Here is a 25,910-nt window from a genome sequence, read left to right on the forward strand (position 1 = left end):
GCTGGAAAATATACAGTTAAATTCCCCTAAATCTGTCGGTTCAGCGAAATCGGGTCAAATTAACTGGAGGAAATCCAGTTGTTTTATCAAATGTGAGAAAAGTAGCAGAAATAGCTGTAGTTTATACAGTAAACGTAGTGGTGTCGCAATGTTCGGCGATGCGAAGCTAGCGTTGCAATTAAACCAAGTCTTTTAGTGGTAAATAAGTTCAGATGACGCACTAATAATCGTCCCCGTATTCAACCCCGCACAGATGTCCTTCATCGAGCCAGGTTTGTCAAAATTGAACACATGAATCGGTACATGGTAGTCCCTAGCGAGAATAAAGGCCGACTGATCCATCACCTTCAAATTGTGCCCAATCACATCGTTGTAATGGAGGGATTTGTACTGGAGTGCCTCCTGATGGTGCTTCGGATCTTTGTCGAAAACACCGTCCACGCCTTGTTTGGCCACGAGAATGGCATCGCAATTGACTTCGATCGCACGCTGCACAGACGGATAATCCGTCGTAACGAAAGGCTGTCCATTTCCGCCGGCGAAAATGACGATGTACCCTTTTTCCAAATGATGAATGGCTCGTAAACGGATGAAGGGCTCCGCCACAGAGGCGATCGGAATAGCTGTCATCACACGCACCTCGGCATTTGTCTTCGCCTTCAATACCCCGCGCAGCATCAAGCTGTTGATGACTGTCGCGAGTGTGCCGATATTGTCAGCCTCCGCTTTCTCGATACCCCAACTTTCACCCATATTGCCGCGGAAAATATTGCCTCCACCAATCACAAGACACACTTCAACACCCAAATTCACGACGGTCATAATTTCATTGGCGATATGATCCAGCTGTGTAGGGTCAAATCCGAAGGAATTCTCTCCTGCTACAGCACCGCCGCTCAGCTTAATGAGAACTCGTTTGTACCGTAAAGTCATTACCATATCCCCTCTCCCTGGTGAGAACGCCTGTACGTTAAGTTGTGTCTGACTAGGAAGTGTAGTGCGGTAACCAACGGATGCTTGCAAAAAAACACTAAAGCCTTAAATGCTCTAGTGTTTGCTGTGTCTGCTTCCTCATGTTAGAAGTAATTGTACATGAATTAAGCGGGATTTTGCAATTTTTGCGGAACTCTCATGTGGACGATAAGCCCGATGATAACTAAGACCAGTAAGGAGCCAAGTGCGACTCGACTCGCTAAGTTGCCAGTGGAGGCCATTGCCCATGTGATGGAGCCATATAGGAGAGGTCCGACGATGGAGGATACCTTTCCCGAGAAGGCGAATAGGCCGAAAAATTGTCCGCGCTTTTCTTCCGGTGTTAGCTGCACGATTAATGTACGAGAGGTCACCCACATCGCGCCCATCGAGACGCCATACAAGCTGCCTGCCACCCAGAAAATGCTTTGGCTTGTTGCTAAGGAAGCGAGGGAGATGGCCACAATGAGAATTATAGCGACGATGGTTACTGCTTTCTTCGGTCCAATACTGCGCGTCACATAACCGAAAAGGAAGGACCCGATCACGCTAGATACCGTAGATACCAGATACAGTAGAATAAACTGCCCCGTCGAGAAGCCCATGACGGTATTCGCATAGATGGCCATAACGGCAATCGCCGTAGCAATGGCATCGTTGAAGAAGAAATAAGCGATCATGAACGTGAAGGCTGCTTGGTACTTCCGAGCTTCCTTGAATGTCGTCCAGATCTCGCGATAACCGCTAAGCAGGGATTTTTGACTAGCTACAGGTTTCTGACGCTTTTCTTTGTACAAGAACATAATCGGTAGTGAGAAAATAAGAAACATAACCGCACTTGGGATGAATGTACTTTCGAAGTGATTATCTTGAACGAACAAGAAAGCAACTAGGCCCACGAGCGTACCAACATAACCAACAGCTACACCAAATCCGGAGATCAAAGGAATCTCGCGCTCATTGCCCAGATCAGAGATCATGGAATCATAGAATACTAAACTGGAGTTATAGAAAAATTTGGCGATCATGAAAAATAAAATGACACCGAAAATCGATGTGTTGAGTCCTAGCCATTCTTGGTCTGTCTCCCATAGGGCTGATGCCCCCATTAGGAAGGTTGCGATGATTGCGATCAGTGTGAAGGGGACGAGATAGGCTTTCTTTTTGCCCGTACGATCAATCCACACACCGAATAAGGGAGATAAGAGCACTAAGAAGAAGCTGGAAAGGGCATTGGAGTATGTGATGAACGTACTTGCGATCTGGTTCATTTCCTCGCTGCTGCCTAAGGTTTCTTTTAAGTAAAACGGATAGAACACAGTTACGATATTGGAAGAAAAAATGGTATTTGCAAAATCGTACATCGCCCATGCGAAAATCGGCAGGGAGAAAAATAACGCCCAAACGCTACGTCCGCGCACAGGGTTGGAAGCGGATTCAAGCTTTGCCATAAAGGGCACACCCTTTCTCTTCACTTACCTCTATTTCTCTAGTATATTGGCGATTCTGTAGGGAAATCCCTCTTCTTTACAATAATAATAAAAATCTCCCCCACCTAAAATAGGCAGGAGAGATTAATAAACAGCTACTTATCCGACGGAGGCCGAATGAGATCAACCTCAATCATGTCCTGGTTCTCTTCCATTTTGAGCACATTAATGCCGTTGCGTTCTAAGGTCGTGGAGAGTGCCTCTTTGTCTTGAGCAGGAAAAACGTAGGCTAAGCTGCTTTTATTGTCGAGCAAGCGTTTGGCCACCTGCACGAGTCGTTCCATCGTGAATGGCTTCTTCAGATACTTCTCAATCTCTTTCTCATGATAATCATGAGGTGGATCGAGCGCTGTTGAAACAATAACCGGCGTTTGGGCATGCACGGGATGCTTGTAGAGGTCTGCGATGAAATCCCAGCCCGTTTTCTCGCCTTCGAGATGAATGTCTACGATGAATAGAATAGGGCCTTCACCCTTACAGCGACGCAGTGCAATCATGCCTTCTTCAGCGGAACGCAGTTGGATGGAGGGCAGACTCAGCTTGTGCAAAGCGACTTGAATTAATTTGGCCAAGTTATCATCGTCTTCGAAAATAACAATTTTGCCGTCTAAGCCGGAAATTTCATATTGATCCAGTTCAATGCGGAACGTTGTGCCTTGTCCCATTTCAGACGTATAGGAGATGTGCCCGCCATGGCCTTCGACGATTTCCTTCACAATGGCGAGTCCAAGACCTGTTCCGCCAATCTGACGACGGTCGGAGTTGTCGACACGGAAAAATTTCGAGAACATGTGCTCATTTGCTTCCGATGGTATACCGAGCCCGTAATCTTGAATGGCAATTGTAACTTTACCGTCATGTGTCAACAAATGAATATCGATGTGATTCGCTGCCGGCGAGTATTTAATAGCATTGCTAATGAGGTTATCAAACACTTGGCGAATACGATCAACATCTGCTCGTACCCAAAGCTCAGGCTCTTCTTGGTGAACGACGATCTGGTGCAACTGTTTGTCCTGCCATTGCTCTGCAATTTCGGTGACGAGGGATTGCAAATGAATCGGTGCGAAGTTGTACGATTGACGACCGGACTCCATCCGTTGTAGATCTAAGAAGTCATTGATTAAATTTGATAAGCGCTGAGCTTCGTTATAAATAGTTTCCATATAACGTTTCTGCTTCTCTTGCGGCAGGTCGCGATGCAGTAAAATTTCAATGAAGCCAAGCACACTGGCCAGCGGAGTCCGCAGCTCATGGGAAACAATGGAGATAAATTCGTTTTTCATTTCATCGACGCGCTCTTCTTCCGTACGATCACGGAAAACGAATAGGTATCCTTGCTGCTCGGTGCCTTCGCTAACAACGGTAGCGTAAAGCTCCGCATGTTGCAGCTGCTCGTCCTGCTGGAAGCTGAAGCGTTGCGTTAAGTGAGACAGCGAGCGATCAATCAAGGCTTCGATAGAAGCCGCTACCCCATGAAAACTGGGCGATTTGGCCGCAATCTCATGGCTGCAGCTAACAAGGTTCTGGCCAATCTGTTCATTCAGTCCGAAATACTGATTCATACGATGATTGGAGAAGAGAATCGTACCTTCTGAATTACACATCATCATGCCCTCGTGGGCGGATTCTAGAATATTTTGAATCAAATCATGTTGACCTTCTAATAGCAGTTTCTCTGCCGTGAGTTGATCGTTCAATAAAGCCAGGCTTTCCGCTTGCTGCAGTTTCTCATCATTCACTACTTGGGCATAGAACGCAAGTCCGAATTGACGAACCAAACCTTTGGTTAGACGTTGATTATCATCTTGATAGAGCGAGCTTTGGTAACTCGTCAACAATAAAAAACCAATGACTTCTTGCTTGTCATCCGTGAGTGGAATGTAATGATCAATAGCTCGTGTCATACCGTTATGGACACCTTGCTCATTGCCTGTCACATCACGGGTATGTGTGATCGAAACGCCTTCATCGAATACACGTCTGGCTGGGCCGAAGAGCTCGCTGCGAGAAGCTTGAATATGCCCCTTGGGATATCCGATGGAATGAATAACGTCGTAGGAACTAGCTCCATTCTCCGAGCGATCCTCGAGGACCACCAAGGCGGCATCCTGCGCAAGCGAATTTAATAAGGCAGGCAGCGTATGTTTCAAGAAATCGGTTAATTTCACATAGCCAGTGAGCTTCTCTTGGTACGAGGAGATGAGTTCCAAATCCCGTTCGCGCTCAGACAGCTTAGCCAGCGTAATCTGCTGTTCCTCTTGTTGGGCAATAATTTCCTCGTTCTGGGATTCCAGACTCTCGGCCATATAACGGTAAGTTTCCTCGCTCTTGCGCAGTTCCTTCTCCGCTTCATAAGAACGTAAGGAGATGATGATAGACATACTCCCAGCAAGAAGAGCGATCAAGAAGCCGATAATTGTAATCAAACGGGAGGTTTTACCGGCTTGCTGAGAAGCCTCATAGGAAGTAGACGTAATCTGATTGATATTCTTTTCAATACTCGTATGAATGACGCGATAGCGATCCATTAGCGTTTTGCCGCCAGTGACACGGGCTTTCGCTTCTTCAATTTTACCTGCACGGAATAATTCTAAAGTCGTATCATAGTACTTTTGCAAAATAGTAATGGCAGGTATCGCTTGGGTATCAATAATAATTTGTAGGGTTGGATATTTCTTGTCGTAGGTCGAAAGCGTGTTTAAATCGATGGCGACCTGTTCTCTTCCCGTGGTATAAGGTTCAAGAAACTGTTCACTTCCACCTAGTTGGTAACCGCGAAGCCCTGTCTCCTGATTGATTAAGCTGGTCAATAAACTATTGGCCGTCGTTAGAATCGGAATCGCTTGATTCACGATCGCATTGTTTTCTCTCTCCATATTTCGAGAAGCCATATAGTTGGATACACTGACAAATGCTAGCAAAAGGACTATTAAAATAACATATAGCATGGAGATCCGCGATCTCGTGAAAGTTTTCATTTCAATCGGTCACCTAACTTCTAATAGAATAAAAGATCACTTAAAAATTCGACAAACATCAACAAATTCCTCTAAAAACTGATAATGTTATGTTTTCTTCCATGGAAGATTGCGGAAAAGAGCGATGTCGTTTAAAATATGAGTCAATAACGGTATTAGATGTTAAGTCAAGTGACATGAATAATGTTCTTAGAAGGAGGTGCGCTGTGCAGGTGAAAAACATCAAGATACCGCCGCGTCATGAAGTAAGGCCCTATTTTCAACCGATTATCTCTTTGCAGAGTCAACGGATTATAGGGTATGAGACACTAGGTAGATGGGTTCGCGAGAGTGGTGTGGAGAGCTTAGGTCCCTTCTTCAAAGACCCGGATATTTCCGAGGACATGCAGCTTATGATTGATCGTCATTTAAGAGAGCAGGCCATAGAGCGAATTGCTGCGGCATCGGACGAGAGCGAACTATTTATCAACCTCAAACCCTCCTGGATCTATAGAACCTACAAGCGAACGGGCGTTTTGCCAACGATTGAATTATTAAAAAAATACCAGATTAATCCTTCGCGGATCGTCATTGAAATCACCGAGGAGGAATTTACGGGCAAGCTCCAAGAGCTGACCTGGATTGTTGAATTATATCGTGAATTTGGATGTACCATTGCCATTGATGATGTCGGAAGCGGCTTTAGTAACTTCGACCGAATCGCCAGTTTGCAGCCGAAGATCTTGAAGGTTGACCTCAATATTCTGAAAAAGAGTATCGTCCACGACGGCTACAAGGCCGTTATGCAGTCATTTTCCATCGTTTCTGCTCAGATTGGTGCTTCACTACTGGTGGAAGGCGTCGAAACGAAGCAGGAACTGCGCAGCGCGCTACAGGTTGGGGCTAGATATGTACAAGGTTTTTTATTCTCAAAAGCAGAGCCAGACCTGCAACGACCGGATGCATACAAGGCTATGCTGGAGGAAGAAATGAAGTCGTTCGGTGAGGATGAGTTTCAGCGATATCATCGCTTGCTGAGTGTGCACCAAAGGCTGGATGCATTAATCAACGCCTCCGTTCACATCTCGAATGCAGAAGAGGCTGACGCGGTGATCGAGCAAACCATCGGTAACGTCACGGATAATTGCATCCGCATGTACATCTGTCAGGGGGATGGCTACCAGATTTCCTCTAACTACACGCGTTCCGAGGATGGATGGGGCAAAGACGAGAGCTACCGTCAAGCGAACTGGACGTGGCGGCCGTATTTCATCTCTAATATCCTGATGATGAATCTGCAAAAGCAAGGGATTCTCTCCCAAGCTTATACGGACTTGGATACCTCGCGTCAAATTCAGACGTATTCGTGTGCGATGGGTGAGGGCTATTATTTGTTTTTGGATTTGTTGATTTGAGGGGGATACTGGTTGCGCAGACCGCAGACCCGACTCACAGCCAAGCATCCCCGGCGATAGATGGAAAAACTACATGTAATTTCATCGAATGATGAACTTTTGAGTTGTTTAAATGGAAAATATACAGTTAAAACAAGCCGTTGGGCTCCAGATCGTCCAGATGGAGAAAAATAGATGTACGTTTTCCAGTTAATTAGAAAATTATTGAAAAGTGACCGAAATAACTGTAGCTTTTACAGTTAATATCTGGTTGTCGTAGGAGTCAGGGAAGTGGTAAGAGGAGCAAGGTAAGGGTAGCACAGAAGTTGTTGAAGAGCTAGCTACTTAAAAGCCGAGGATAGATACGGCAGGTGTATGGCAGAGGTAATGTTGTTGCGTAGTAGTAGATGGGATAATAGCAGATAGATTAATTGAGGTAAGCATGGTAGAAGAGGATGAGTGGTTGTAGAGTAGAGTGATGATAAAGACAAAGATAAAGACAAAGATAAAGACAAAGACAAAGATAGAGATAGAGATAGAGATAGAGAAAACGAATAGGATACACATGGAGCACAAAAGAGGTTATCCCAGGTGAAGCTTGGGATAACCTCTTTTGTGTAATAGCAATGTTGAGCCTCGAACAGGAGATTGGGACTTCGAAGCCTCAAAACTCCGAAGTCTTTGTTACGCTTCCACCCATTCGCGGCGGAGCGAGAACAGATCGCGCAGCTCGTCAGTCGACAGCTCGGTGATCCAGTTCTCGCCAGAGCCTACGATCTGCTGGCTGAGGCCGAGTTTGCGCTCGATCATCTCGTCGATGCGCTCCTCCAGCGTGCCAAGCGTCACGAACTTGTGCACCTGCACGTGACGCGTCTGGCCGATCCGGAAGGCGCGGTCCGTCGCCTGATTCTCGACGGCGGGATTCCACCAGCGATCGTAATGGAACACATGATTCGCCGCCGTCAGGTTGAGCCCAATGCCGCCGGCCTTCAGCGAAAGAATGAACACATTTCGCTGCTCCTCGACCGGCTGCTCCTCATTGTCTTGAAAGTGCGCGATCATCTCATCGCGCCCATTCTTGGATGTTCCGCCGTGCAGGAACAATACTTTTTCGCCGAGCTCCTGCTGAAGCACATGCTGCAGCAGGTTGCCGGTCTCGACAAATTGCGTGAAGATCAAGCATTTGTCGCCTTCTTGGCGCAGCTCCTGCACCATCTCGAGCAAGCGCTCAAGCTTGTTGGAGCGTCCGCTCCACGGGGCGCCAAGTCCTTCCTTGAGCAGCAAAGCAGGGTGGTTACATACCTGCTTGAGCTTCGTCAATGCAGCGAGGATGAGGCCGCGCCGCTCCATCGCAGAAAGCTTATCCAGGCGATCGAACATATCCTGGATGTAGTTTTCGTATAACGAGCCTTGCTCTGCGGTGAGTGAGATGAACGTTTTGGACTCGTTCTTCTCTGGCAGATCCAGCTGAATAGCCGGATCCTTCTTCTCGCGCCGAAGTAAGAACGGGCGAATCAGCTTCTGAACCTTGCCAATCGTCGCCTCATCGCGCGTCTTCTCGATGGCGTTCACATAGCGAGTCGTGAACTCGCGCACGGTGCCGAGGTAGCCAGGATTCGCGAAATCGAAGATCGACCATAGCTCGGTCAGACGATTCTCGATCGGCGTTCCCGTCAACGCAATGCGATGGAACCCGTTCAAGCGGCGAATCGCCGTAGCTTGCTTGGTATAGGCGTTCTTGATATTTTGAGCTTCGTCCAAACAGATCGAGTTCCAAGCAATAGCGCCCAGTTCACTCTCATCCAAATGGGAAAGCGTGTAAGACGTTAAGACGAGATCATATTTGCCAACGATTTTCTCAGCAAAGGCAGGACCTTTTAACCGCTGGGGTCCATAGTGAAGATGGACGCGCAACGAAGGCGCAAATCGTTTCAGCTCCATCTGCCAGTTGCCCAGCACGGAGGTTGGACAAACCAACAACGATGGTGTATCTGGCTGCTCGGTCTCTTTGACCGTGAGCAAGTACGTGATCCATTGGATCGTTTTCCCGAGACCCATATCATCGGCTAAGCAGCCGCCTAGACCGAATCTGCGTAAGAACAACAGCCACGAGATACCATCCACTTGGTAGTGGCGAAGGGAGCCATGAAAGCTAGGCGGCGGCTCCATCGTCGGAATCGCCGAGGTCTGCGTCAGCTGTTCGATCATGTGGCGCAGCTGTTCGTTCAGCTCGACCTCCATGTCGAGGTAGCGCATTGCATCAGGATCATCCTCGGCAGGCAGCAAGCCGCCTGCGTCACCGGCAAAATGCAGCTCCAGCACATCGCGGAACGAAAGCCCCTGCTTCTTGTGCACTTGCTTCATAATCTGCTCGACCTGTGCCATGAATTTGGGGTCGAGTTGAATCCAGTTGCCGCGAATCTGGATCAGCTTGCGCTTCTCCTCCAGCAGCTGACGGAACTCCTCTTCCGTCAGCTCCAAATCCCCAACAGCCAGCTTCCAGTCGAACTGCATCAGCTGGGTCAGCCCGAACATCGTCTCCCGTCCAGAACCGACGGAAGACTTGATCTTCGCGCGCAGCTTCGGCCGCATCTTGCGGATGCGATCCCACCACGCCGGCAGGAACACGCTCGTTCCTGCCTCAACCAGTCGGACGCTTCCCTCTGCGAGGAAGCGCCAAGCCTCCTCCTCCGTCACCGACTGACGGAGGACACCTTCACCCGCATCCAGCCACGGCAGGATGCGGACCCACTTCGCCGTGTCGCGCTCGACACGGGCAATCTCAGGCAGCCACGCCTCCGGCAGTGGCTGTTCCCCCGCGACCGGCTCGCCGACGGTCGTTACGGTGCGCAGCACCTCCGGCGCCAGCCGGTCCTGCAGCAGCACGCGCAGCTGCCAGCCCGCGCCGTGCGCCAGGTCCGGCTCGACGAGCTGCAGGCACGTGCGCATCGGCGTCCGGTCCTGACGCCAGCCAATGCTGACGAGCCAGTCTTCCTCGTCCAACCACACCTCTGCGCTGACATCGCCGCGCCGCATTAACGGATACGCAGCTTCGAGCTTGCGTAAATTGTCTTTCATGATCCCGTCGGCATCGACCCATTCCGGAATCAAGGCATGTATCCAGCGTGAGATCGCTGGCGTCTCAAGCAATTGCAGCTCTTCCGGCAGCTGCAGCTTCCAACCGATTTCGCCGGACTTCCATTTCTCGTAGTCCGGCATGAAGCGGCCTGTCGCAAGTGACTCGCGAATAGCAGGAGCCAGTGCAATGACATCAGCGGAAGACGCATGCCACTTCAATTGTAAGTGCTGAACAGGCTGCGGTTCGCTGAAATAATCGAGCGCTTCAAGCGGCAGCAGTTCAATGCCTTCCCGATTCTGCCATTCACTCGGTTCCATGAAGGTGCCGAAGAAGGAGGCGCGATGCCAGGCGAATAGCATATGTTTTAAATCAAGTGCATCCCAAATACCGCCGTTTTCACGGGAACCCCATAGAAATAATGACCCGTTAGGTAAGGAACTAACGTGAACGGTCAGCGCGCTGGTTTCGATCATCGAATCCATTTTCCTTTCTTGAGCTCTTCTTGGAAAGCACGCAAACGTGAGAACTTATCCGCTAAGCGGTAAATATAGTGCTCCCAGCGGTCATCCTGGCCGATGTGTTTATAGATGCTGTGCAGCTTCTTCAATAGGCGGACTGCTGTCTTGTAAGAAGCTCTATTTTTCTCCAGAACAGCCCGTTCGGCTGCTTGATGATAGATCGGAAGGAGTAGCGCGGAGTCGTGCTCTTCGATCGCTTTAAGCTCCATTCCATACAAATTCAAAGGTGAAATCCGATTCGCCAACTGCAAATCCACCCATTGACGGTACCGTTTCGTTTGTAGCAAATAAGCGGTGTAATAGTAGTAGGAACGTGGGAGTAGGGACTCCATCACCTGTACCCATTCGCTATCGTTGGCTAGATGCTTCGTCGTATCTAACCAATATTGGCAGAACGTACGGAAATCATCATGATTCGCATTCGTTATCGAAGGGAACAGCCAGCGCAGCCAGACCAGCATGTGGTCCCACTGTCCATCGCTCGCGAATTTATTTAAATAAAGGAAGAAATCCTTCGCATGCGGATTAGCGAGCTGCCCAAGCCGTTCGAAGGCTTGCTCGGTATGCCCCTGCATAATGTCAAAATGCGCCCTAGCCGCAAGTAACGTATCCTTTTTCTTCGGAAGCAGTTCCTTCTTGGCCAAAAGACCGTCCAGACGTGTGACTTCCTCTTTCTGTGCGCTAGGTTGATCGGTCAGTTTCCACCAGATGAACCGATAGACGAACAGCCAATCAACTGGACTGTCCTTGCCTTGCAGGGCGGATTCTCCGACCATTTTCATCGTGGATAACCATATCTTAGGTTCCGCCAGGAAAGAGCGGTTCACATCCATGCGTCCGACGAATTCGACAAGCTTATCTTCACAGTTTTTGGCGGAAATTTTGCAGCCATTTTCATGATAGTAGCTTAGGTAAGAGCTTTTCGTTTCTTGATAAAATTGTTCGATCTTCCGCATCATGAACAGCACAATGTGGAACATATACAGCTCGCGCATTGTATCGCGCCAATTGGCTGCATAAGGCGGCAGCGACTCCAAGGCGGACTCATAGAAGGTTTCTATGGAATGTTGATGCGAGATGGAGAAGCCGTGAAACTTTCCTTCAAAAAAACGATGCCAATCACTCGGCATACTCTCTTCCAAAGGCACATTCGCCTGTGCGGCCGCTTTGCGTTCCTGTATAACGGAAGCAGCAGCACTGCGGGCTGGTTTCTTCCGTGTATGGATTTGCTGTTTTAGCTGCTGTAAGACTAGCTCGGCACGACCATAAGCGGCGTATAGGCTGAAAAACGTAGCCCCAATATGCTGACAGAAGCCCTCAAAGGAGCATGTGCAGGTACTGGCAGCGAAATTTTCTAAATGAACTTCTACCTTATGGACTTGCTTGCTTGTGACGGTGGCCAGAACACTAAGCCCTTTGAGATCAACCTCGGTCACGCGGCCTTTATGATAATACTCCCAACCTTGCTCCAGACGGATGGCGTCGAAGTGAAGCGGGATTTGCTTAATGAGGTAGTTCATTCGATTTTTGGGAATTTGAAGTTTCAACATGTGATCGTTCCTACCCTCCGAGCGGCGCATTCCTTCTTCCATAGTAACAGATTTTTTCCGAAATTGCCCATTTCCACAGTTTATGCCAAAGGTGATATTTTTAATCCGTGCCGAAAGGGGTTAACCCTGCATTCTTACCTAGAATATGATAAAGTGAAGCTAGATGAAATGCTTCTTGAAGGGAGACTGCGCGAGTGGGTATTAAATTTGGTCGTGAATATAAGGATATTGTTACTGATTTTGTACGTGGGATCGAAATGGTGAATGGTTTCTACGAGCTGCTGGAGATGAATGCAGAAGACTGGCAGGAGCTGGACGCAAGTGAAAAGGAAGAATGCCTGCGTACGCTGGCTGATGATATATTCTACGGACTAGGCAGTTCACCGGTGATGCAGGTTGGCGCAGGCTCAGTTAAGCATGATGCGGGTAATCACGTGCTCAAGGTGCATGATGGCGAGAAGCTCGTATCCGTTATTTATTTGGTCTAAAACAGGCAGAACTGTGCGATAGAAAGGTGTAAAAAAGCTATGTTAGATGGCGCAAGAAAGGTTCTACAACAGGTTTACGGGTACCCGGAGTTTCGGGAAGGCCAGAAAAATATCATTACGAACCTTCTCGAAGGGAAAGATACGCTGGGCATCATGCCGACAGGCGGCGGGAAATCGATCTGTTATCAAGTGCCAGCCCTGCTGATGGAGGGAGTGACATTAGTCATTTCCCCTCTTATTTCTTTGATGAAGGACCAGGTGGATGCGCTTGGCGCGCTCGGTGTTCCTGCCACATTCATTAATAGTACGTTGGAAGCGAGAGAAGTGGAACAGCGCATGCAGGGGGCTATGCAAGGCAAATATAAGTTGCTTTATATTGCGCCTGAGCGCCTAGAGTCGGAGCGGTTTCGTGCCAGGATGGCAGCATTGAATCTGCCTTTGGTTGCGATTGACGAGGCACACTGTGTTTCGCAGTGGGGACATGATTTCCGTCCGAGCTACGTCTCGATTGCTCCGTTCATTCGTCAGCTGCCGAATCGGCCGATTGTGGCTGCATTCACGGCAACGGCTACTGCTGAAGTGACAGCAGACATTGCGAGGCTGTTGGACTTGGATGCCGCAGGGATATTCATCAACGGATTCTCGCGTGACAATTTGGAGCTAACCATTCTTCGCGGAGAGAAGAAGCGGGATTACATACAGAACTATGTGAAGGAACATACGCATCAGCCCGGCATTATCTACGCTGCGACGCGTAAGGATGTTGAGGATTTGTACGAAACGTTGCGCAAAAAAGGCTTCGCCGCAGGCAAGTATCATGCCGGCATGTCTGATGATGAGCGCTCCTACATGCAGGAGGCGTTTCTCTACGATGATATTCGCGTGATGATCGCGACGAACGCTTTCGGGATGGGGATCGATAAATCCAACGTCCGATACGTGATTCACTACAATATGCCGAAAAATATGGAAGCTTATTACCAGGAAGCCGGCCGTGCGGGGCGTGATGGCGAGCCAAGTGAGTGTATTCTGCTGTTCAGTGCGCAGGATATTTTGACGCAGAAGTTCCTGATCGAGCAGAACCAGCTCTCGCCTGAGCGTAAAGCGAACGAGTATAAGAAGCTCCAAACCATGATTGACTACTGCTATTCGCCGCGTTGTTTGCGGAATGCTATTTTACATTATTTTGATGAGCAAAATATTAAAGACACGTGCGGAAACTGCAGTTCCTGCAAGGACGATCGGGACACCGTCGACATTACGGTCGAGGCGCAGAAGATTTTCTCCTGCATCCGCCGCATGAACGAGCGCTTTGGGATTTCCATGGTGGCTTCGGTGCTTAAGGGCTCTAAGGCGAAGAAAATTATGGACTATCGATTCGATCGTCTGCCGACACACGGGATTATGAGCAATTTGCCTGAAAAAGAGATCGCTGAATTGATCAATGTGCTGATTTCGGAAGGTTTCTTGCAGCTGTCCGAGGGTCAATACCCGGTTGTTCGATTGATGCAGCCTGCTGCGGAAGTGCTTCAGGGCAAGCTGCCCGTGAATCAAAAGGTGCGGAGGGAACCCGTTCGCGCTGTCGCCGCGATGGACAATACGTTGTTCGAGCAGCTGCGATTGCTGCGTCGTGAAATGGCTGCGCGTGAGAAGGTGCCGCCTTATATTATTTTCGCCGACAGTACGCTGCGTGAGATGAGTGAGAGCTGTCCGACAACAGAAGCCGCGATGCTGCGCATCAAAGGGGTCGGTGAGGTGAAATACCGCAATTACGGGAAGCCATTTCTGGAGCTTCTTCGCACGTATGCGGGAGAGAGCGATATGGGCGTGGTTGCCTATGATTACGAGTAAGGGGCAGGTACCCAATCCTATAACAATCCCAGAAGTCGCATCCCCAGTAGCGTCGTTGAACGAGCGGTGAGAGGGTGAAAGGTGAGGGTGAGAGTGAAGCTAGCAAGAGTAATTGTGGATGAGCGGCTTGCTGAGCTAGGGACTTGGGTTCTAGAGGCTGAGGATAGCAAGTGGATCGTACGGAAATACCGATTCAAGTTTTTCATGCAGGGAATCGCCTTCGTGGGTGACGTCGCTCGCATCTCGGAAGCGGTGAACCACCACCCCATGATTGCCATTGATTATAAAATGGTAACGCTGCGCCTGACCTCGTGGAGCGCCGGAGGCTTGACCGAGCTCGATTTCTCGACTGCTGCGAAGTTTGATCAGGCTTATGTGGATGTTACAGCGTTAAATTAATGTTTGGACCTGTGTAGACCATACAGTGGAAGTCAGCCGTTCCGGTTGGCGTCCACTTCTCGTACGTATCCATGATGGTGAAGCCAGCACGCTGGTAGGCGCGAATAGCTCGCTCGTTCCAGACGAGTACCTCGAGGTCGATTTCTTGCTCGGGGGCTCTTTGTTGGCTTTCTGCCACAAGGCGTTGAACGAATTGCGTGCCCAATCCGCCGCTGCTACCCCCGCCTTTACCACAAAGATCAGGACGAAGCCCTAGGCCTAGCCGGGTGACGCCGACGATCGGGAAGAACTGAACGAAACCGGTTAGCTTGCCGTTGATATCGACTACCCCGCAATATTGTTCATCCCTGATTTGTGGATCAGCGAATTCGGATTGGTTGTGGAGCATCTTGGCCCAGGAGGGCCAATTATAAATGTCGTAGGGAGCCGGATAGCTCCACGTGCAAAGCTCCTGACAAGCCGTTTCCGTTAGCGGAACCATGCGCCAAGGTAAGGTTAAGGTAATAGGTTGAGGCATATATGGGGCAACCTTTCTATAGGTAAGAATTTGATGTTTCATTTAAATATAAGAATTTATTAGTTCACATCATAATTTGGCTATATTTCTCCATAAACGCTCCCGTCCTAGAAGGACGGCGTAGCCGTTTATTTTGGGTAAACTATGCATACCTGTATGCCGAACCCTGTTTGAGTGCCATTATGTAGTGCAAGATGACGGATAAGACATCTGAGAGGGCTTATTTCTTCAAATAGCCCTTGATATGCTTGCTTAAGCAAGCTATCTTGTCTTATTTTTGGCTAATGCACGCTGAAAGTAAAGTTATGCAGCGAGTAAGCATGTTTCGTGGTCTTATTTGAGGAGATGCCTCGATTTTAGAGGGGATAAGACATTTGTGAGTGCTTATGTTAATTTTGATGTACCACTAAAGTGATGCACGATTATCATTTTTCGATATTTATTGTCCATTGTTCTATTTGACTAAAATGACATCACTTTTATTTATACCATACCATATGAAGATTAAGGAGGGCACCCGTGATGACACAAGTGACCATTCGTGAAGCCGTTATGTCCGATATCCCCCAGCTCAAAACTTTAATGCTCGCTTATATTGTGGATTTTTATCAGTACCGACAACCGGAGGATGAGAAGCTGAACGCTTTGATTCATGAATTGCTCGAACAGAAGATTGGCATTCAATTTGTTGCTGAAACGGAGGAGGGGGCGTTAGTCGGCTTTGCGACGTTATATTTCACTTTCAGTACGCTGCGTGCCTCCAAAATTGCGGTCATGAACGATTTGTATGTTGTTGAAGCCGAACGTGGACAGGGCGCGGCGGCAAAGCTGTTCGCTGCCTGCAAAGGGTACTCAGCCAGACACGGATATGCAAATTTAACTTGGACAACCGCACCAGATAACTTACGCGCGCAAGCATTTTACGATAAAATGGGTGGAGATCGAAGCAATTGGCAATCGTACTCCGCTAATCCCACAAGTGGGATGGGAGATTAACTGTAGGTAGGGGAAGGTGGCAGAAACCATGGAAAATATCGTAAGTCAGTCGTGGTTGCTTGGGCAATTAGGGGATGCAAATATCGTCATCGCGGATTGTCGTTTTGCACTTGGTAAGCCTGAATCAGGCCGTGAACAGTATGGGCAGGATCATATTGAAGGAGCGGTGTATGTCGATTTGGAGAAGGACCTATCCGGTGCCATTATGGCGCACGGCGGCCGACATCCGCTTCCGGATCTCGGTGCGTTCTCGATCCTCGTCGGCAGTCTCGGCATTGACGGTACGAAGACCGTCGTTGCTTACGACGATCAAGGCGGAGCTATGGCATCGCGCCTGTGGTGGATGCTGAAATTCCTCGGCCACTCCGAGGTATACGTATTGGATCAAGGGTACACCGCGTGGAAGTCAGCGGGTTACCCAGTCACGGCTGAAGTGCCTGCGGTATTCCCGCGCACCTTCTCACCGAAGGTGCACCGCTCCATGCTAGCGAGCATGGATGAAGTGAAGGACAAGCTCGGCCGCCCAGGCACCGTGCTGGTTGATTCGCGCGAGGAGCGCCGCTACCTCGGCTTGGAAGAGCCGATCGATGCGGTGGCTGGCCACATCCCGGGCGCACGCAACTTCTTCTGGAAAGGCGTTCTCGGCGAGAACGGCGCTTGGTTGTCAGCTGCGGAGCAGGAGCAGCACTTCGCCGCACTGCGTGACGCTGATGAAATCATCGTCTATTGCGGCTCGGGCGTGACGGCGTGCCCGAACGTGCTGGGCCTCAGCGAAGCGGGCTTCGACAACGTGAAGCTGTACAGCGGTAGCTGGAGCGATTGGATCTCGTGGGAAGATAACCCGATTGCCAAGGGTGAGGAGTAAGAGCAGATAGCAGGACTTTCTCAAATAATACATCGCTATGACGCGCATGCGCCCTGGCGATGTATTATTTATATCTTCATCAATTCACAATCACATACACCCGATTTGCAGCGTGCACGTTAGTCCATCGGTTCGATTGCCGCTATGCTGACTTATGAATAGAAGTTGGTTGACGTACTGGAAATTTCTGATTTATAATTAGGATGCTAATTATATTGACACGATCTCAGAATGGAGCCATACAGCATGTCTCAATCCGTCCTTTACTTGAAAAGAACCTATATTATTATGCGCAAAGAGCTTGACGTGCGGTTAAGCACGTTCAATCTGACGACTTCGCAATTCGAAATCCTGGGCTATTTGGCTCAATCCGGAGGGTTGGAGCAGCAGAAGCTCCAGCATCATAGCGGGATTACATCCGCGACGTTGACAGGAATATTAGATAAGCTGGAAGCTCGGTCATACATCTCTCGTAAGCCTAGCGATACAGACGGAAGGGCTAATGTTGTGACGCTCACGCAGCAGGGCAACGAGGTGTTCGGTAAGCTGGTGGATCTTATTCTGGAATTCGAGAACGAGATGCTTAAAGGGTTCACGCAAGCCGAGAGAGATTTATTGGGGCAGTGGCTGCAACGAGTGGCCAAGAACCTAGGGGATAAGGAATATTATTAATAGGGGCTTTAGCCTTCATTAATAGCTAGGATCCTAACAATCTGAGAGGAGGTGAGTGCAAAGGTGAGTAAATAAGGACAAAGATGAAAAAAGTTTGTCATATAGATAGGATCCTAACTAAAATGGGGGGTTAATATGCGAATTGTAGTTACTGGAGGAACAAGCGGAATCGGGTACGGGACGGCGCGCTTAGCCGCTGAACGCGGTTGGAAGGTGACGATCGTCGGTCGAAATCGAACTCAAGGCGCAAAGATTGCCGCCGAGCTAGGGGCGGACTACTTCTATGCAGATTTGTCTAAGATGTCGGATGTACGTCGATTAGCGGAACAGATCGAAGGTCCGATTCATGCGTTAGCGCTGTGTGCGGGAGGAATATGTACCGACAAAGAGGTCCGGCTGACCAATGAAGGGTTAGAGACGACTTTCGCAACAAACTATTTGAGTAAATTCGCGTTATCGGAGATGCTTCTTCAGCAGAACAAGATTGTACCCGGCGGATGCATCGCTATGGTAGGGGGTAATGGCGTCCACAAGAATGTTTCAACCGCCTGGGCTGAACCTCAAGCCGGTCTGAAGGCAGCTATGAAGGCAGCGCTTGCAGTCGATCTCTATGCTTCTGAGCTCGCCAAGCGATATCCGCAGTTACGCGTGCATACTTGCTATCCGGGAATGGTTCGAACGAATTTGTTCCACGAGGCGCCATTGCTGTTCAGATTGTTGTCTCGAATATTCGGCCAGCCGATAGCCAAAGGTAGTGCGTATCTAGGTCGGTTGATCTTGGAGAATCATTCGGGGGTACATTGGAAGCAGGATCGCCCCATGCGTTTCCACGTTCCTTTGCCCGAAGGCCAAGAAGCCGAGGCGCTATGGGCATATAGTCGACAATATATCAGACCACATAACAAAGGAGGTTAAGCATGCGTTATAAAGCAGGCTGGCTGGTGCAAAATCATATTTTGGCGTTGACGCATTATGAACCGGTGGTAACGATGGAGGATTTCCGGGATATCGCAACGGATGCGCACATGGCTTTGCAAGAGGCGACGCAGCCCTTTCACCTTCTGATTCATAATCGGATTATCGCCGAAAGGACAGTCGCCACTCTAGATTCGATGTTAAAAGCTTTGCCGATCCTCGAACATAAGCACTTGCGATGGATTGTTGTCGTGCTTCCCGAAGTCATTAAAGAGACTGCGACAGTTAGAGAAGTGCAGCGGCATGGGTCGATTCAATTAAAATTCTTAGACAGTCTGCCATCTGCATTCCAGCATCTTGCCCATGAGGATGACCGTATAGTCGGGGTGGCTGGCATGGAATTGAGTTGGAGCGAATGGATCAGTCGGGAAGATAACCCGATTGCCAAGGGTGAGGAGTAAGAACGAATAGAAGAATAACCCTATGCCTATAAACATACGTCGCTTTGTGGTCCATGTACCCTGGCGATGTATTTTTTATGTGTCTAGTCAGTAAGAAGGTTCACTACTTCTGTGCATGGCCCCAAGAGCATGGTATAGTCACTTTGTAGTTAATGGGAAATTATTCAATAAACTTGCTCTTGCCCATTTGTAGCGATGGAGGGTACTTATTTATGAAGTTGGAAAGATTATTAGCCATTATTATTTTGCTGCTGAATCGCCGCATGGTGCAGGCCAAGGAACTCGCGGAGCGGTTCGAGGTATCCATAAGGACGATATATCGGGATATCGAAGCCATTAATGCGGCTGGCATTCCTGTTATCACATATCAGGGGATGAACGGGGGCATCGGGCTGGCGGATGGTTACCGCTTGGACCGCAACATACTTACCAACGACGAACTCGCTGCCATCGTCATCGCATTGCGCAGCATTTCCACCACATATGGCAACGAGAAAAATCTACATCTCATGGAGAAAATCAATAGCGTTGTTCCGCCTACATACGCCGAAGAGTTCCAGCATAAAGCTAGCCGTGTTGTGTTCGACTATTCCCCATGGGACGGAAACGAGAAGTTGCAACCTAAACTACAGTTGCTAAAAGAAGCGATTGATAGTTACCGAATAGCTGAATTCACTTATTCCAATGCTGATGGTGTAGTATCACATCGGATTGTAGAGCCACATATGCTCATAATGAAAGGCAAGCAATGGTACCTGAGAGCCTATTGTCAGGCGAAGGAACAGTTTCGGCTGTTCAAGCTAAAGAGAATGAAAGAGCTGGAGATTGCCACGGAGAGAAGATTCACTTGGAGAGAGTTTCCAGAACCAGAGAACACTACAGATCAGAACCCGGTCGACACGTCTAGGGTGACAGAATTCGTACTGCGCTTTCGTGCGGACTCTCGTTATTTGGCGGAGGAATGGTTTGGCATTGAAGAACTGTTGCCTCTAGAGGACGGCAGCTGGCAAGTGAAGAAGGCATATCAGGAAGATGAATGGTTGTATCGCTTCATTCTCAGCTTCGGCCACCATGCAGAGTTGCTTGAGCCTCCCCATCTGCGTGAGATCATCGCTAGTCGCGCAGAACAAATTGCAAACCTATATCGAAATGGAAAAGTAACATGACAGATAGCTGTCATGTTAGGTGTTTTATACTAAGATCATTCAACGAAAAGGAGAATGATTACGGATGATGCATAAACGATTAGTTCCTGCGCGTATCGAGGAACTTCCCTCTTTCACGCTGGCAGGAGTAAGCGCCATTACGACGAATGAAGCCGAGTTCAGCGGAGCAGGCAAGATTGTTGGACTTTTTGAACAATTCCACTCCCAACATATTGCTGAACATTTAAGCCACTCTGTACACCAGCCTACCAATACAGCTGTTATTTCAACTATGAGCAAGGCGATGCAGGATCCTATGAAGTAATGGTCGGTGTACATATAAAGGAAGTTAAGCAGGATCAACTTCTGGGGTCCGTTTCGACCTTTACAGTGCCGGCTTCCCAATACGCCGTATTCGTTACAGAGCGAGGGCCGATTATAGAAATGGTGCAGCGGGCTTGGACCGACATTTGGCAATGGTCGCGACAGCCTGGCAATCATCGGGTGTTCACAGGCGATTTTGAGTATTATCCCCCGAATATCGATCCCAACGATGGACAAGTGGACATATATATTGCCATAAAGTAAATAATTTGGATGGGTGCTTGGCGTACAGCAAGTAGGAGCTGTACGCTTTTTTTGCTATCCTTGTTGTTTTCGTTTTTCATTGCCATTTCAGCTATTGTTTTTATTAAAGCGTTTCAACTTGTCCGACAGTAGTCGTATAATAAATTATATATCCATTGAGAAGGGACAGCCCAACCTCTATGTGATTCGATTACTCTTCGATAAAGGGCGTGGGCTACTTGCTTTCAACATCCAAAGATTCAGTGCTGAGTCACCGATCATTCAACAACTTCTGGATTTCGCGCATGTTTTCATCTACCTCGTTCCAAATGCTTTCCGTCGCGATCGGATGGCAGATGTATGACTTAACGCATGATGCATTCAGCCTCGGCTTCGTGGGCCTTGCCCAATTTGTGCCGATGGTGCTGCTTACGTTCGTTGTTGGGCAGGTTGCAGATCGGTTCGACCGGCGGAAGATTGTCTTTATCTGTCAGATCATCGAAGCATTGATTGCAGCACTGCTACTGTTTGGCAATCTTCATGGCTGGCTGGGCCGCGAGGAAATTCTGGTAGCAGCTGCCATTCTGGGGGCTTGCCGTGCCTTTGAAGGGCCTTCTTCCGCCGCGTTGCTGCCACAGTTGGTTCCCAAAGCAATCTTGCAGCAAGCCATCGCCTGGAGCACATCTGTGGGGCAGACGTCTCAAATTTTAGGTCCATCGCTAGGCGGATTACTGTTCGCAATTGGACCTACGCTCGTATACAGTACAGCAGCTATCACGCTGTTCGGCGCTGGTATTCTTACGTTCTTCATTCGCATGGAGCCTATCGAACGTAAGTTTGAGCCTGTCACAATGCGCTCTGTCTTCATGGGTTTGTCTTTTATCTATCAGAAACCGATCATTCTCGGAACGATTTCGCTGGATCTTTTTGCCGTGCTATTAGGTGGAGCGACAGCGCTTTTGCCTATCTTTGCGCAGGATATTTTGCATACGGGGCCTGTTGGACTTGGACTTATGCGAACCTCACCGGCGATTGGCGCCTTGTTGATGTCGATCGTGCTAGCCTATTTTCCACTTAAAAAATCAGTCGGACTGAAGCTGTTCGGGGCACTCGCTGTCTTTGGACTTGCAACGATGCTTTTCGCTGTTTCGACGAATTTATTGGTGTCGTTATTCGCGTTATTCTTCGTTGGCGCTTCGGACGTAGTCAGTGTCGTAATCAGGTCTTCCCTTGTTCAGCTACAAACGCCAGACGAGATGCGAGGCAGGGTCAACGCTGTGAACTCTCTCTTTATCGGGACGTCGAATCAACTTGGCGAATTCGAATCAGGCATGGTGGCTGGCTTCATTGGCGCAGCTCCAGCAGCACTTGTTGGGGGGATAGGAACACTCGCTGTTGCAGGCTTATGGATGTACCTGTTTCCCTCTCTGCGGCGGTTACGATCTCTATCAGAAAGCTGAGAGAGTCCTCCTATTTCCAAAAACGCACCGTAGCTTATGTAGCTTGCTACAAAGGAGCGGTGTTTTTTTGCTACGTGAATTTTCAACCTCAAACAACAAATTTTGTAGAAATTTGATCTATGTTGTCGCCTCGATATGCTAGAATAAGAGAATTAGATGGAATAAATAGGCAGAGGGGCATATAGATGAGGAACAAGAGTGGGATTCTCATGGTGGGTTGTCTTGGTTTTATTGGCATACTGGTGCTAATTGCGATTATCACAGCAGCCGTTGTATGGGGGCAACGAGGGACGGCGATTTCGCTAGAGGAGCAGATCAAGTCGCAGCACGTTGCGAATAAGTCCAACTATGATAACATGTGGAAACGATTCAAGGAGATGGCGCAAGTCACCGACATGCAAGCAGACGATATCAAAAAGGTATATACCGACCTCATTGCAGGTAGGTATACGAATACACAAGCTCTTTTCCAAACGATCCAAGAGCAGAACCCGCAAATGAGCAGTACGTTGTATACGAAGCTGCAAAATGAAGTATCATCGGCGCGGACCGAATTCGACCGCAATCAGAAGAAAATTGCCGATCAGGTCCGTGAGTATAACACACATATTCGAAAGCATGTGCTGATGAATGCGATTTTCCATTTCGAAACCATGGACGCGGAGAAATTCATTATTACCTCAGACCGTACAAGCGATGCGTATCAAACAGGCAAAGATAACGAAGTGAAGCTGAGGTAGCAGATGGCGTATTGGGCGGCGTTCTTTCTCGTTCTGATTGTTGGTTTTGTTATCGAGCTTGTGACGGCCCGCAAATGGTGGCGGTATGTCTTGGCATCGCTAATCGCAGCAATCTTATTCGCAAGTGTGGTAGCCGGTGATTTCTATCTACGGACGGTTGATACAGAGGTCTGGTCTGGGCATGTAACAGACGTGGAACATATCGAAGAGTGGGATGAGTGGATTCCGGGCAAGGAAGAATGCTCGACTGACGACGATGGGCGCAGGAGGTGTACCAAAAGGCCAGGGCACTTCGAGCATCATAAGGAGATAAACAAGATTAAAACCTCGGACAACGGATGGTTTGAGGTCGATGCATCCATGGATGGCAGAACTACATTCACGAATCGCTCCCCCAATTCCACAGCAGAGTTGGCCAAATATTATCCACTCGGAACACCTTCGGCCTCCGTACACCTGTATGTGAATAAGGTGAGAAGTTCTTACAGCCTTTTTAAACATAATGCCATTGATCTGAAAGATTATCCTGAACTGCCGGGATACCCGAGCTCCGTCTCGGAGGTGCTCCATGTTGATCGCATTGTGGGTGACGTGCCGAACAAGCCCAGAGCGTTGGCGGCGTTGGCAGCCTGGAATACGGAGCTCAACAAAGCAGTGCCCGACCCTGATCAACCTGGGGAGACGAAGTCGTGGAAGCAGGTCAATCTCATTTTTGTGAACATGGGGATGGATCTGCCGCAAGAATATGGCTACGCCCTCCAGGATAAGTGGAGGAACGGGAATAAGAATGATTTTATCGTGAGTTTTAGCCCGGCTTCGGATGGCTCTATGAATTGGGTCTATGCGTTCTCATGGAGTGAAGTGGATATGCTTAAGCTTGAGGTTCAGGATTATATGACGGAGCAGGGGTATGGTAAGGATTTTGTGCCGATCGTGGATCATGTGGCTCAGATGGTGGCGGACCAATTCGTCAGAAAGCAGTTTGCGGACTTTGACTATTTGCAGATTGAAGTAAGTGATACATCGATTTATATCATTTGGGGACTTGAGATGTCTCTGTTGGCATTTTACATGTACAGGTGCATCAAATCCTTCCTCCATCGTCGACGGAAGATGACATTGTATTCATAAGTGAAAAGCGTTCTCCCGCCGGATGGTGAGAGGGCGTTTTTTGGAGTATTCTAAGAATAGTTGAGTTGATGGGAAAGGAGCGGTAACACCTATGGAAATGACCTATTTGAAAACCTTTCGCGAAGTGGCGAAGTGGGGAAGTTTCACGCGGGCCGCGGAAACGCTAGGTTACGCTCAGTCAAGCATTACTGCCCAAATTCAGAAGCTTGAAGAATCCTACGGGGCTGTTCTCTTAGAACGTTTTGGACGGACTATGAAGTTAACGATGGCTGGAGAAGCACTCCTGCAATATGCGAATGAGATTAATAGGTTGCATGAGGAGTCTAAGGAAGTCGTATCCCAGCAATCCAAAGGGACGCTCACGATTGGGACGATTGAGACGCTAGCGGCATTCTATCTACCTCCGTATTTACAGGCGTATCGCCGCGATTACCCGGATGTTAACATTGTCATTCAACCGGGAAATGAACCATTCATTATTGAAGCGGTGAAAGAAGGTGTTCTGGACATCGGGATCATTCTGGACCCGCCATTTACGGATCCAGAGCTAGATAGCCGTATTTTGCGAGAAGAACCACTTGTCATCATTGCTAGTCCTGATCATAAATTAGCTGGGCAACGTGAAGTTCACGTGGGTGATCTGCAGAATGAATCTCTGATCCTGACCGAGGATGGCTGTACGTACAGATCGATGCTGCTTACGGTGTTGAAAGGAAATCAAGTAAGCTACAAGTTATCTTACGAATTCGGTAATCTGGAAGCAATTAAGCAGTGCGTAACCTACGGACTAGGCATTGCGCTGTTGCCCCGAATTACGGTGGCTGAGGAAATCCGCAAAGGTCAGATCGTCGCGATCCCCTTCGTTGATCCGGCGTGTAAGTTCTACACACAATTGATTATCGCTAAGAAAAAATGGAAATCAAAAGCCTATCTAGGCTTTCTAGAGCTGCTCGGCGGGGCCAACTATCGAAATGATTGAAGTATAGGTTCAATAACTATCGATAACTTCAGTGTTTGGGGCTGTGTTACAGTAACATTAAGAAATCGACAACCCCACTGGAGGTAACCCTAATGACCATTCAAACAACCCAATCGCTCGTTCTAGAAACGCCAGCCTCATCACCGGAGCATACGCACCAGCATTTTATGAATAAGCTTTCGGTAGAGACGGACGTTGCGGATGTGCGTTACGATATGCAGCATGGCTACAATGATTTCCTGCTCATCGATGTTCGCAGCGCAAAAGCCTACGGAGAATGCCATGTTCCCGGTGCGATTAACCTGCCTTCCAACCAGATTAGCGTCGAAACGACGGCTTCCTTTTCGAAAGATCAGACGATCGTCGTCTACTGCTGGGGGCCAGCTTGCAATGGCGGCACGAAGGGGGCTGCTCGCCTCTCAGGCCTTGGGTTTAAGGTGAAAGAGATGCTCGGTGGAATGGAGTACTGGCGGAAGGAAGGGAATGAGGTAGAGGGAACGCTTGGCCAATCAGCACCTTTAATCGGGTGAAAATAACGAAAAGAGGCTGTCTCTAAAGTCAATTTAGACTTTTTGAAATAGCCTTGGTTTTCGTTAATGACCGATGAGGAAGTAGCCTGCTTTCCGCAATATAACTGGATTTTTGGACCTCTGTCAAGAAAGTAGACACCTAATAAGAGAAGTTAACTAACGCTTTTGTAGTAAAGTTCTTCAAATCGATCCGGCGAGACATAGCCCAAAGAACCATGGATTCTTTTACGG

Annotated in this window: 23 protein-coding genes; 17 read left to right on the forward strand and 6 right to left on the reverse strand. The window is 48.6% G+C overall.

The genetic code is table 11. The features are described 5' to 3' along the window. Positions 1 to 192: 192 nt before the first annotated feature. From pyrH to HQN88_RS30095, 3 genes are all read right to left on the reverse strand, one after another. Positions 193 to 933, reverse strand: a complete 741-nt coding sequence (gene pyrH, locus HQN88_RS30085; RefSeq protein ID WP_173119277.1) for a UMP kinase — start codon at positions 931 to 933, stop codon at positions 193 to 195. A gap of 164 nt (positions 934 to 1,097) precedes the next feature. After that, positions 1,098 to 2,423, reverse strand: coding sequence for an MFS transporter (locus tag HQN88_RS30090; protein WP_173119278.1), 1,326 nt, complete (start codon positions 2,421 to 2,423; stop codon positions 1,098 to 1,100). A gap of 134 nt (positions 2,424 to 2,557) precedes the next feature. Further along, positions 2,558 to 5,443, reverse strand: coding sequence for an ATP-binding protein (locus HQN88_RS30095; RefSeq protein ID WP_173119279.1), 2,886 nt, complete (start codon positions 5,441 to 5,443; stop codon positions 2,558 to 2,560). Between the two features lie 212 nt (positions 5,444 to 5,655). Between HQN88_RS30095 and HQN88_RS30100 the strand changes: the two genes are divergently transcribed. Next, positions 5,656 to 6,837 (forward strand): EAL domain-containing protein, encoded by a 1,182-nt coding sequence (locus HQN88_RS30100; protein WP_173119280.1) that lies wholly within the window; start codon positions 5,656 to 5,658, stop codon positions 6,835 to 6,837. Between the two features lie 663 nt (positions 6,838 to 7,500). On the opposite strand, the gene HQN88_RS30105 is transcribed toward HQN88_RS30100, so the two are convergent. Together HQN88_RS30105 and HQN88_RS30110 are read right to left on the reverse strand one after the other, a co-directional pair. After that, a complete protein-coding gene (locus HQN88_RS30105; RefSeq protein WP_173119281.1) occupies positions 7,501 to 10,377 on the reverse strand; it encodes a DEAD/DEAH box helicase in 2,877 nt (958 codons plus the stop codon). Continuing rightward, a complete protein-coding gene (locus HQN88_RS30110) occupies positions 10,365 to 11,963 on the reverse strand; it encodes an SWIM zinc finger family protein (protein ID WP_173119282.1) in 1,599 nt (532 codons plus the stop codon). Before HQN88_RS30110 ends, HQN88_RS30105 begins: the two co-directional genes overlap by 13 nt. Positions 11,964 to 12,157: 194 nt before the next feature. Here HQN88_RS30110 and HQN88_RS30115 point away from each other — a divergent pair, with 194 nt between their 5' ends. From HQN88_RS30115 to HQN88_RS30125, 3 genes are all read left to right on the forward strand, one after another. Further along, entirely contained in the window at positions 12,158 to 12,451 is a 294-nt protein-coding gene (locus HQN88_RS30115) for a hypothetical protein (RefSeq protein WP_173119283.1), read from the forward strand. Positions 12,452 to 12,490: 39 nt separating this feature from the next. Continuing rightward, positions 12,491 to 14,302 (forward strand): DNA helicase RecQ, encoded by a 1,812-nt coding sequence (recQ, locus tag HQN88_RS30120; RefSeq protein ID WP_173119284.1) that lies wholly within the window; start codon positions 12,491 to 12,493, stop codon positions 14,300 to 14,302. A 93-nt stretch (positions 14,303 to 14,395) separates the two neighbouring features. Then, the gene (locus HQN88_RS30125; RefSeq protein WP_274319207.1) at positions 14,396 to 14,701 is read left to right on the forward strand and encodes a 4a-hydroxytetrahydrobiopterin dehydratase; all 306 of its coding nucleotides are present in this window, start codon (positions 14,396 to 14,398) and stop codon (positions 14,699 to 14,701) included. Here HQN88_RS30125 and HQN88_RS30130 read toward each other — a convergent pair. Continuing rightward, complete coding sequence (locus tag HQN88_RS30130; RefSeq protein WP_173119285.1) at positions 14,685 to 15,218, reverse strand: GNAT family N-acetyltransferase; 534 nt, start codon at positions 15,216 to 15,218, stop codon at positions 14,685 to 14,687. The genes HQN88_RS30125 and HQN88_RS30130 overlap by 17 nt on opposite strands. Before the next feature lie 522 nt (positions 15,219 to 15,740). On the opposite strand from HQN88_RS30130, the gene HQN88_RS30135 reads away from it, so the two are divergent. From HQN88_RS30135 to HQN88_RS30195, 13 genes are all read left to right on the forward strand, one after another. Beyond that, on the forward strand, positions 15,741 to 16,214 hold the full coding sequence (locus HQN88_RS30135; protein WP_056622098.1) for a GNAT family N-acetyltransferase: 474 nt from the start codon (positions 15,741 to 15,743) through the stop codon (positions 16,212 to 16,214). 28 nt (positions 16,215 to 16,242) lie between these two features. Beyond that, on the forward strand, positions 16,243 to 17,079 hold the full coding sequence (locus HQN88_RS30140; RefSeq protein WP_173119286.1) for a sulfurtransferase: 837 nt from the start codon (positions 16,243 to 16,245) through the stop codon (positions 17,077 to 17,079). Between the two features lie 246 nt (positions 17,080 to 17,325). Further along, positions 17,326 to 17,751: a MarR family winged helix-turn-helix transcriptional regulator gene (locus HQN88_RS30145; RefSeq protein ID WP_173119287.1), complete on the forward strand. Its 426-nt coding sequence runs from the start codon at positions 17,326 to 17,328 to the stop codon at positions 17,749 to 17,751. A 135-nt stretch (positions 17,752 to 17,886) separates the two neighbouring features. Continuing rightward, on the forward strand, positions 17,887 to 18,666 hold the full coding sequence (locus HQN88_RS30150) for an SDR family NAD(P)-dependent oxidoreductase (protein ID WP_173119288.1): 780 nt from the start codon (positions 17,887 to 17,889) through the stop codon (positions 18,664 to 18,666). A gap of 2 nt (positions 18,667 to 18,668) precedes the next feature. Next, the gene (locus tag HQN88_RS30155) at positions 18,669 to 19,127 is read left to right on the forward strand and encodes a hypothetical protein (protein ID WP_173119289.1); all 459 of its coding nucleotides are present in this window, start codon (positions 18,669 to 18,671) and stop codon (positions 19,125 to 19,127) included. Between the two features lie 212 nt (positions 19,128 to 19,339). Continuing rightward, a complete protein-coding gene (locus HQN88_RS30160; protein ID WP_173119290.1) occupies positions 19,340 to 20,293 on the forward strand; it encodes a helix-turn-helix transcriptional regulator in 954 nt (317 codons plus the stop codon). A gap of 64 nt (positions 20,294 to 20,357) precedes the next feature. Next, positions 20,358 to 20,597, forward strand: a complete 240-nt coding sequence (locus HQN88_RS30165; RefSeq protein ID WP_173119291.1) for a hypothetical protein — start codon at positions 20,358 to 20,360, stop codon at positions 20,595 to 20,597. Further along, a complete protein-coding gene (locus HQN88_RS30170) occupies positions 20,597 to 20,860 on the forward strand; it encodes a GyrI-like domain-containing protein (RefSeq protein ID WP_420794168.1) in 264 nt (87 codons plus the stop codon). Before HQN88_RS30165 ends, HQN88_RS30170 begins: the two co-directional genes overlap by 1 nt. A 242-nt stretch (positions 20,861 to 21,102) precedes the next feature. Next, positions 21,103 to 22,299, forward strand: coding sequence for an MFS transporter (locus tag HQN88_RS30175; RefSeq protein WP_274319218.1), 1,197 nt, complete (start codon positions 21,103 to 21,105; stop codon positions 22,297 to 22,299). Positions 22,300 to 22,484: 185 nt separating this feature from the next. Continuing rightward, on the forward strand, positions 22,485 to 23,039 hold the full coding sequence (locus tag HQN88_RS30180; protein ID WP_173119293.1) for a hypothetical protein: 555 nt from the start codon (positions 22,485 to 22,487) through the stop codon (positions 23,037 to 23,039). A gap of 3 nt (positions 23,040 to 23,042) precedes the next feature. Next, positions 23,043 to 24,170 carry a hypothetical protein gene (locus HQN88_RS30185; RefSeq protein ID WP_173119294.1) on the forward strand — a complete coding sequence of 376 codons (1,128 nt, stop codon included), beginning with the start codon at positions 23,043 to 23,045 and terminating at the stop codon, positions 24,168 to 24,170. Positions 24,171 to 24,261: 91 nt separating this feature from the next. Then, complete coding sequence (locus tag HQN88_RS30190) at positions 24,262 to 25,149, forward strand: LysR family transcriptional regulator (RefSeq protein ID WP_173119295.1); 888 nt, start codon at positions 24,262 to 24,264, stop codon at positions 25,147 to 25,149. Positions 25,150 to 25,241: 92 nt separating this feature from the next. Beyond that, entirely contained in the window at positions 25,242 to 25,679 is a 438-nt protein-coding gene (locus HQN88_RS30195) for a rhodanese-like domain-containing protein (protein ID WP_246320538.1), read from the forward strand. The last annotated feature ends 231 nt before the right edge of the window (positions 25,680 to 25,910 follow it).

The sequence above is a fragment of the Paenibacillus qinlingensis genome, assembly GCF_013204845.1.
In the GTDB taxonomy this organism is placed as follows: domain Bacteria; phylum Bacillota; class Bacilli; order Paenibacillales; family NBRC-103111; genus Paenibacillus_E; species Paenibacillus_E qinlingensis.

Excerpts from the sequence above, each read along its gene's own strand:
- pyrH (WP_173119277.1), bottom strand. The coding sequence starts at position 933 with ATGACTTTACGGTACAAACGAGTTCTCATTAAGCTGAGCGGCGGTGCT.
- HQN88_RS30090 (WP_173119278.1), bottom strand. The coding sequence starts at position 2,423 with ATGGCAAAGCTTGAATCCGCTTCCAACCCTGTGCGCGGACGTAGCGTT.
- HQN88_RS30095 (WP_173119279.1), bottom strand. The coding sequence starts at position 5,443 with ATGAAAACTTTCACGAGATCGCGGATCTCCATGCTATATGTTATTTTA.
- HQN88_RS30105 (WP_173119281.1), bottom strand. The coding sequence starts at position 10,377 with ATGGATTCGATGATCGAAACCAGCGCGCTGACCGTTCACGTTAGTTCC.
- HQN88_RS30110 (WP_173119282.1), bottom strand. The coding sequence starts at position 11,963 with ATGTTGAAACTTCAAATTCCCAAAAATCGAATGAACTACCTCATTAAG.
- recQ (WP_173119284.1), top strand. The coding sequence starts at position 12,491 with ATGTTAGATGGCGCAAGAAAGGTTCTACAACAGGTTTACGGGTACCCG.
- HQN88_RS30130 (WP_173119285.1), bottom strand. The coding sequence starts at position 15,218 with ATGCCTCAACCTATTACCTTAACCTTACCTTGGCGCATGGTTCCGCTA.
- HQN88_RS30135 (WP_056622098.1), top strand. The coding sequence starts at position 15,741 with ATGACACAAGTGACCATTCGTGAAGCCGTTATGTCCGATATCCCCCAG.
- HQN88_RS30140 (WP_173119286.1), top strand. The coding sequence starts at position 16,243 with ATGGAAAATATCGTAAGTCAGTCGTGGTTGCTTGGGCAATTAGGGGAT.
- HQN88_RS30145 (WP_173119287.1), top strand. The coding sequence starts at position 17,326 with ATGTCTCAATCCGTCCTTTACTTGAAAAGAACCTATATTATTATGCGC.
- HQN88_RS30150 (WP_173119288.1), top strand. The coding sequence starts at position 17,887 with ATGCGAATTGTAGTTACTGGAGGAACAAGCGGAATCGGGTACGGGACG.
- HQN88_RS30155 (WP_173119289.1), top strand. The coding sequence starts at position 18,669 with ATGCGTTATAAAGCAGGCTGGCTGGTGCAAAATCATATTTTGGCGTTG.
- HQN88_RS30160 (WP_173119290.1), top strand. The coding sequence starts at position 19,340 with ATGAAGTTGGAAAGATTATTAGCCATTATTATTTTGCTGCTGAATCGC.
- HQN88_RS30165 (WP_173119291.1), top strand. The coding sequence starts at position 20,358 with ATGATGCATAAACGATTAGTTCCTGCGCGTATCGAGGAACTTCCCTCT.
- HQN88_RS30170 (WP_420794168.1), top strand. The coding sequence starts at position 20,597 with ATGGTCGGTGTACATATAAAGGAAGTTAAGCAGGATCAACTTCTGGGG.
- HQN88_RS30180 (WP_173119293.1), top strand. The coding sequence starts at position 22,485 with ATGAGGAACAAGAGTGGGATTCTCATGGTGGGTTGTCTTGGTTTTATT.
- HQN88_RS30185 (WP_173119294.1), top strand. The coding sequence starts at position 23,043 with ATGGCGTATTGGGCGGCGTTCTTTCTCGTTCTGATTGTTGGTTTTGTT.
- HQN88_RS30190 (WP_173119295.1), top strand. The coding sequence starts at position 24,262 with ATGGAAATGACCTATTTGAAAACCTTTCGCGAAGTGGCGAAGTGGGGA.
- HQN88_RS30195 (WP_246320538.1), top strand. The coding sequence starts at position 25,242 with ATGACCATTCAAACAACCCAATCGCTCGTTCTAGAAACGCCAGCCTCA.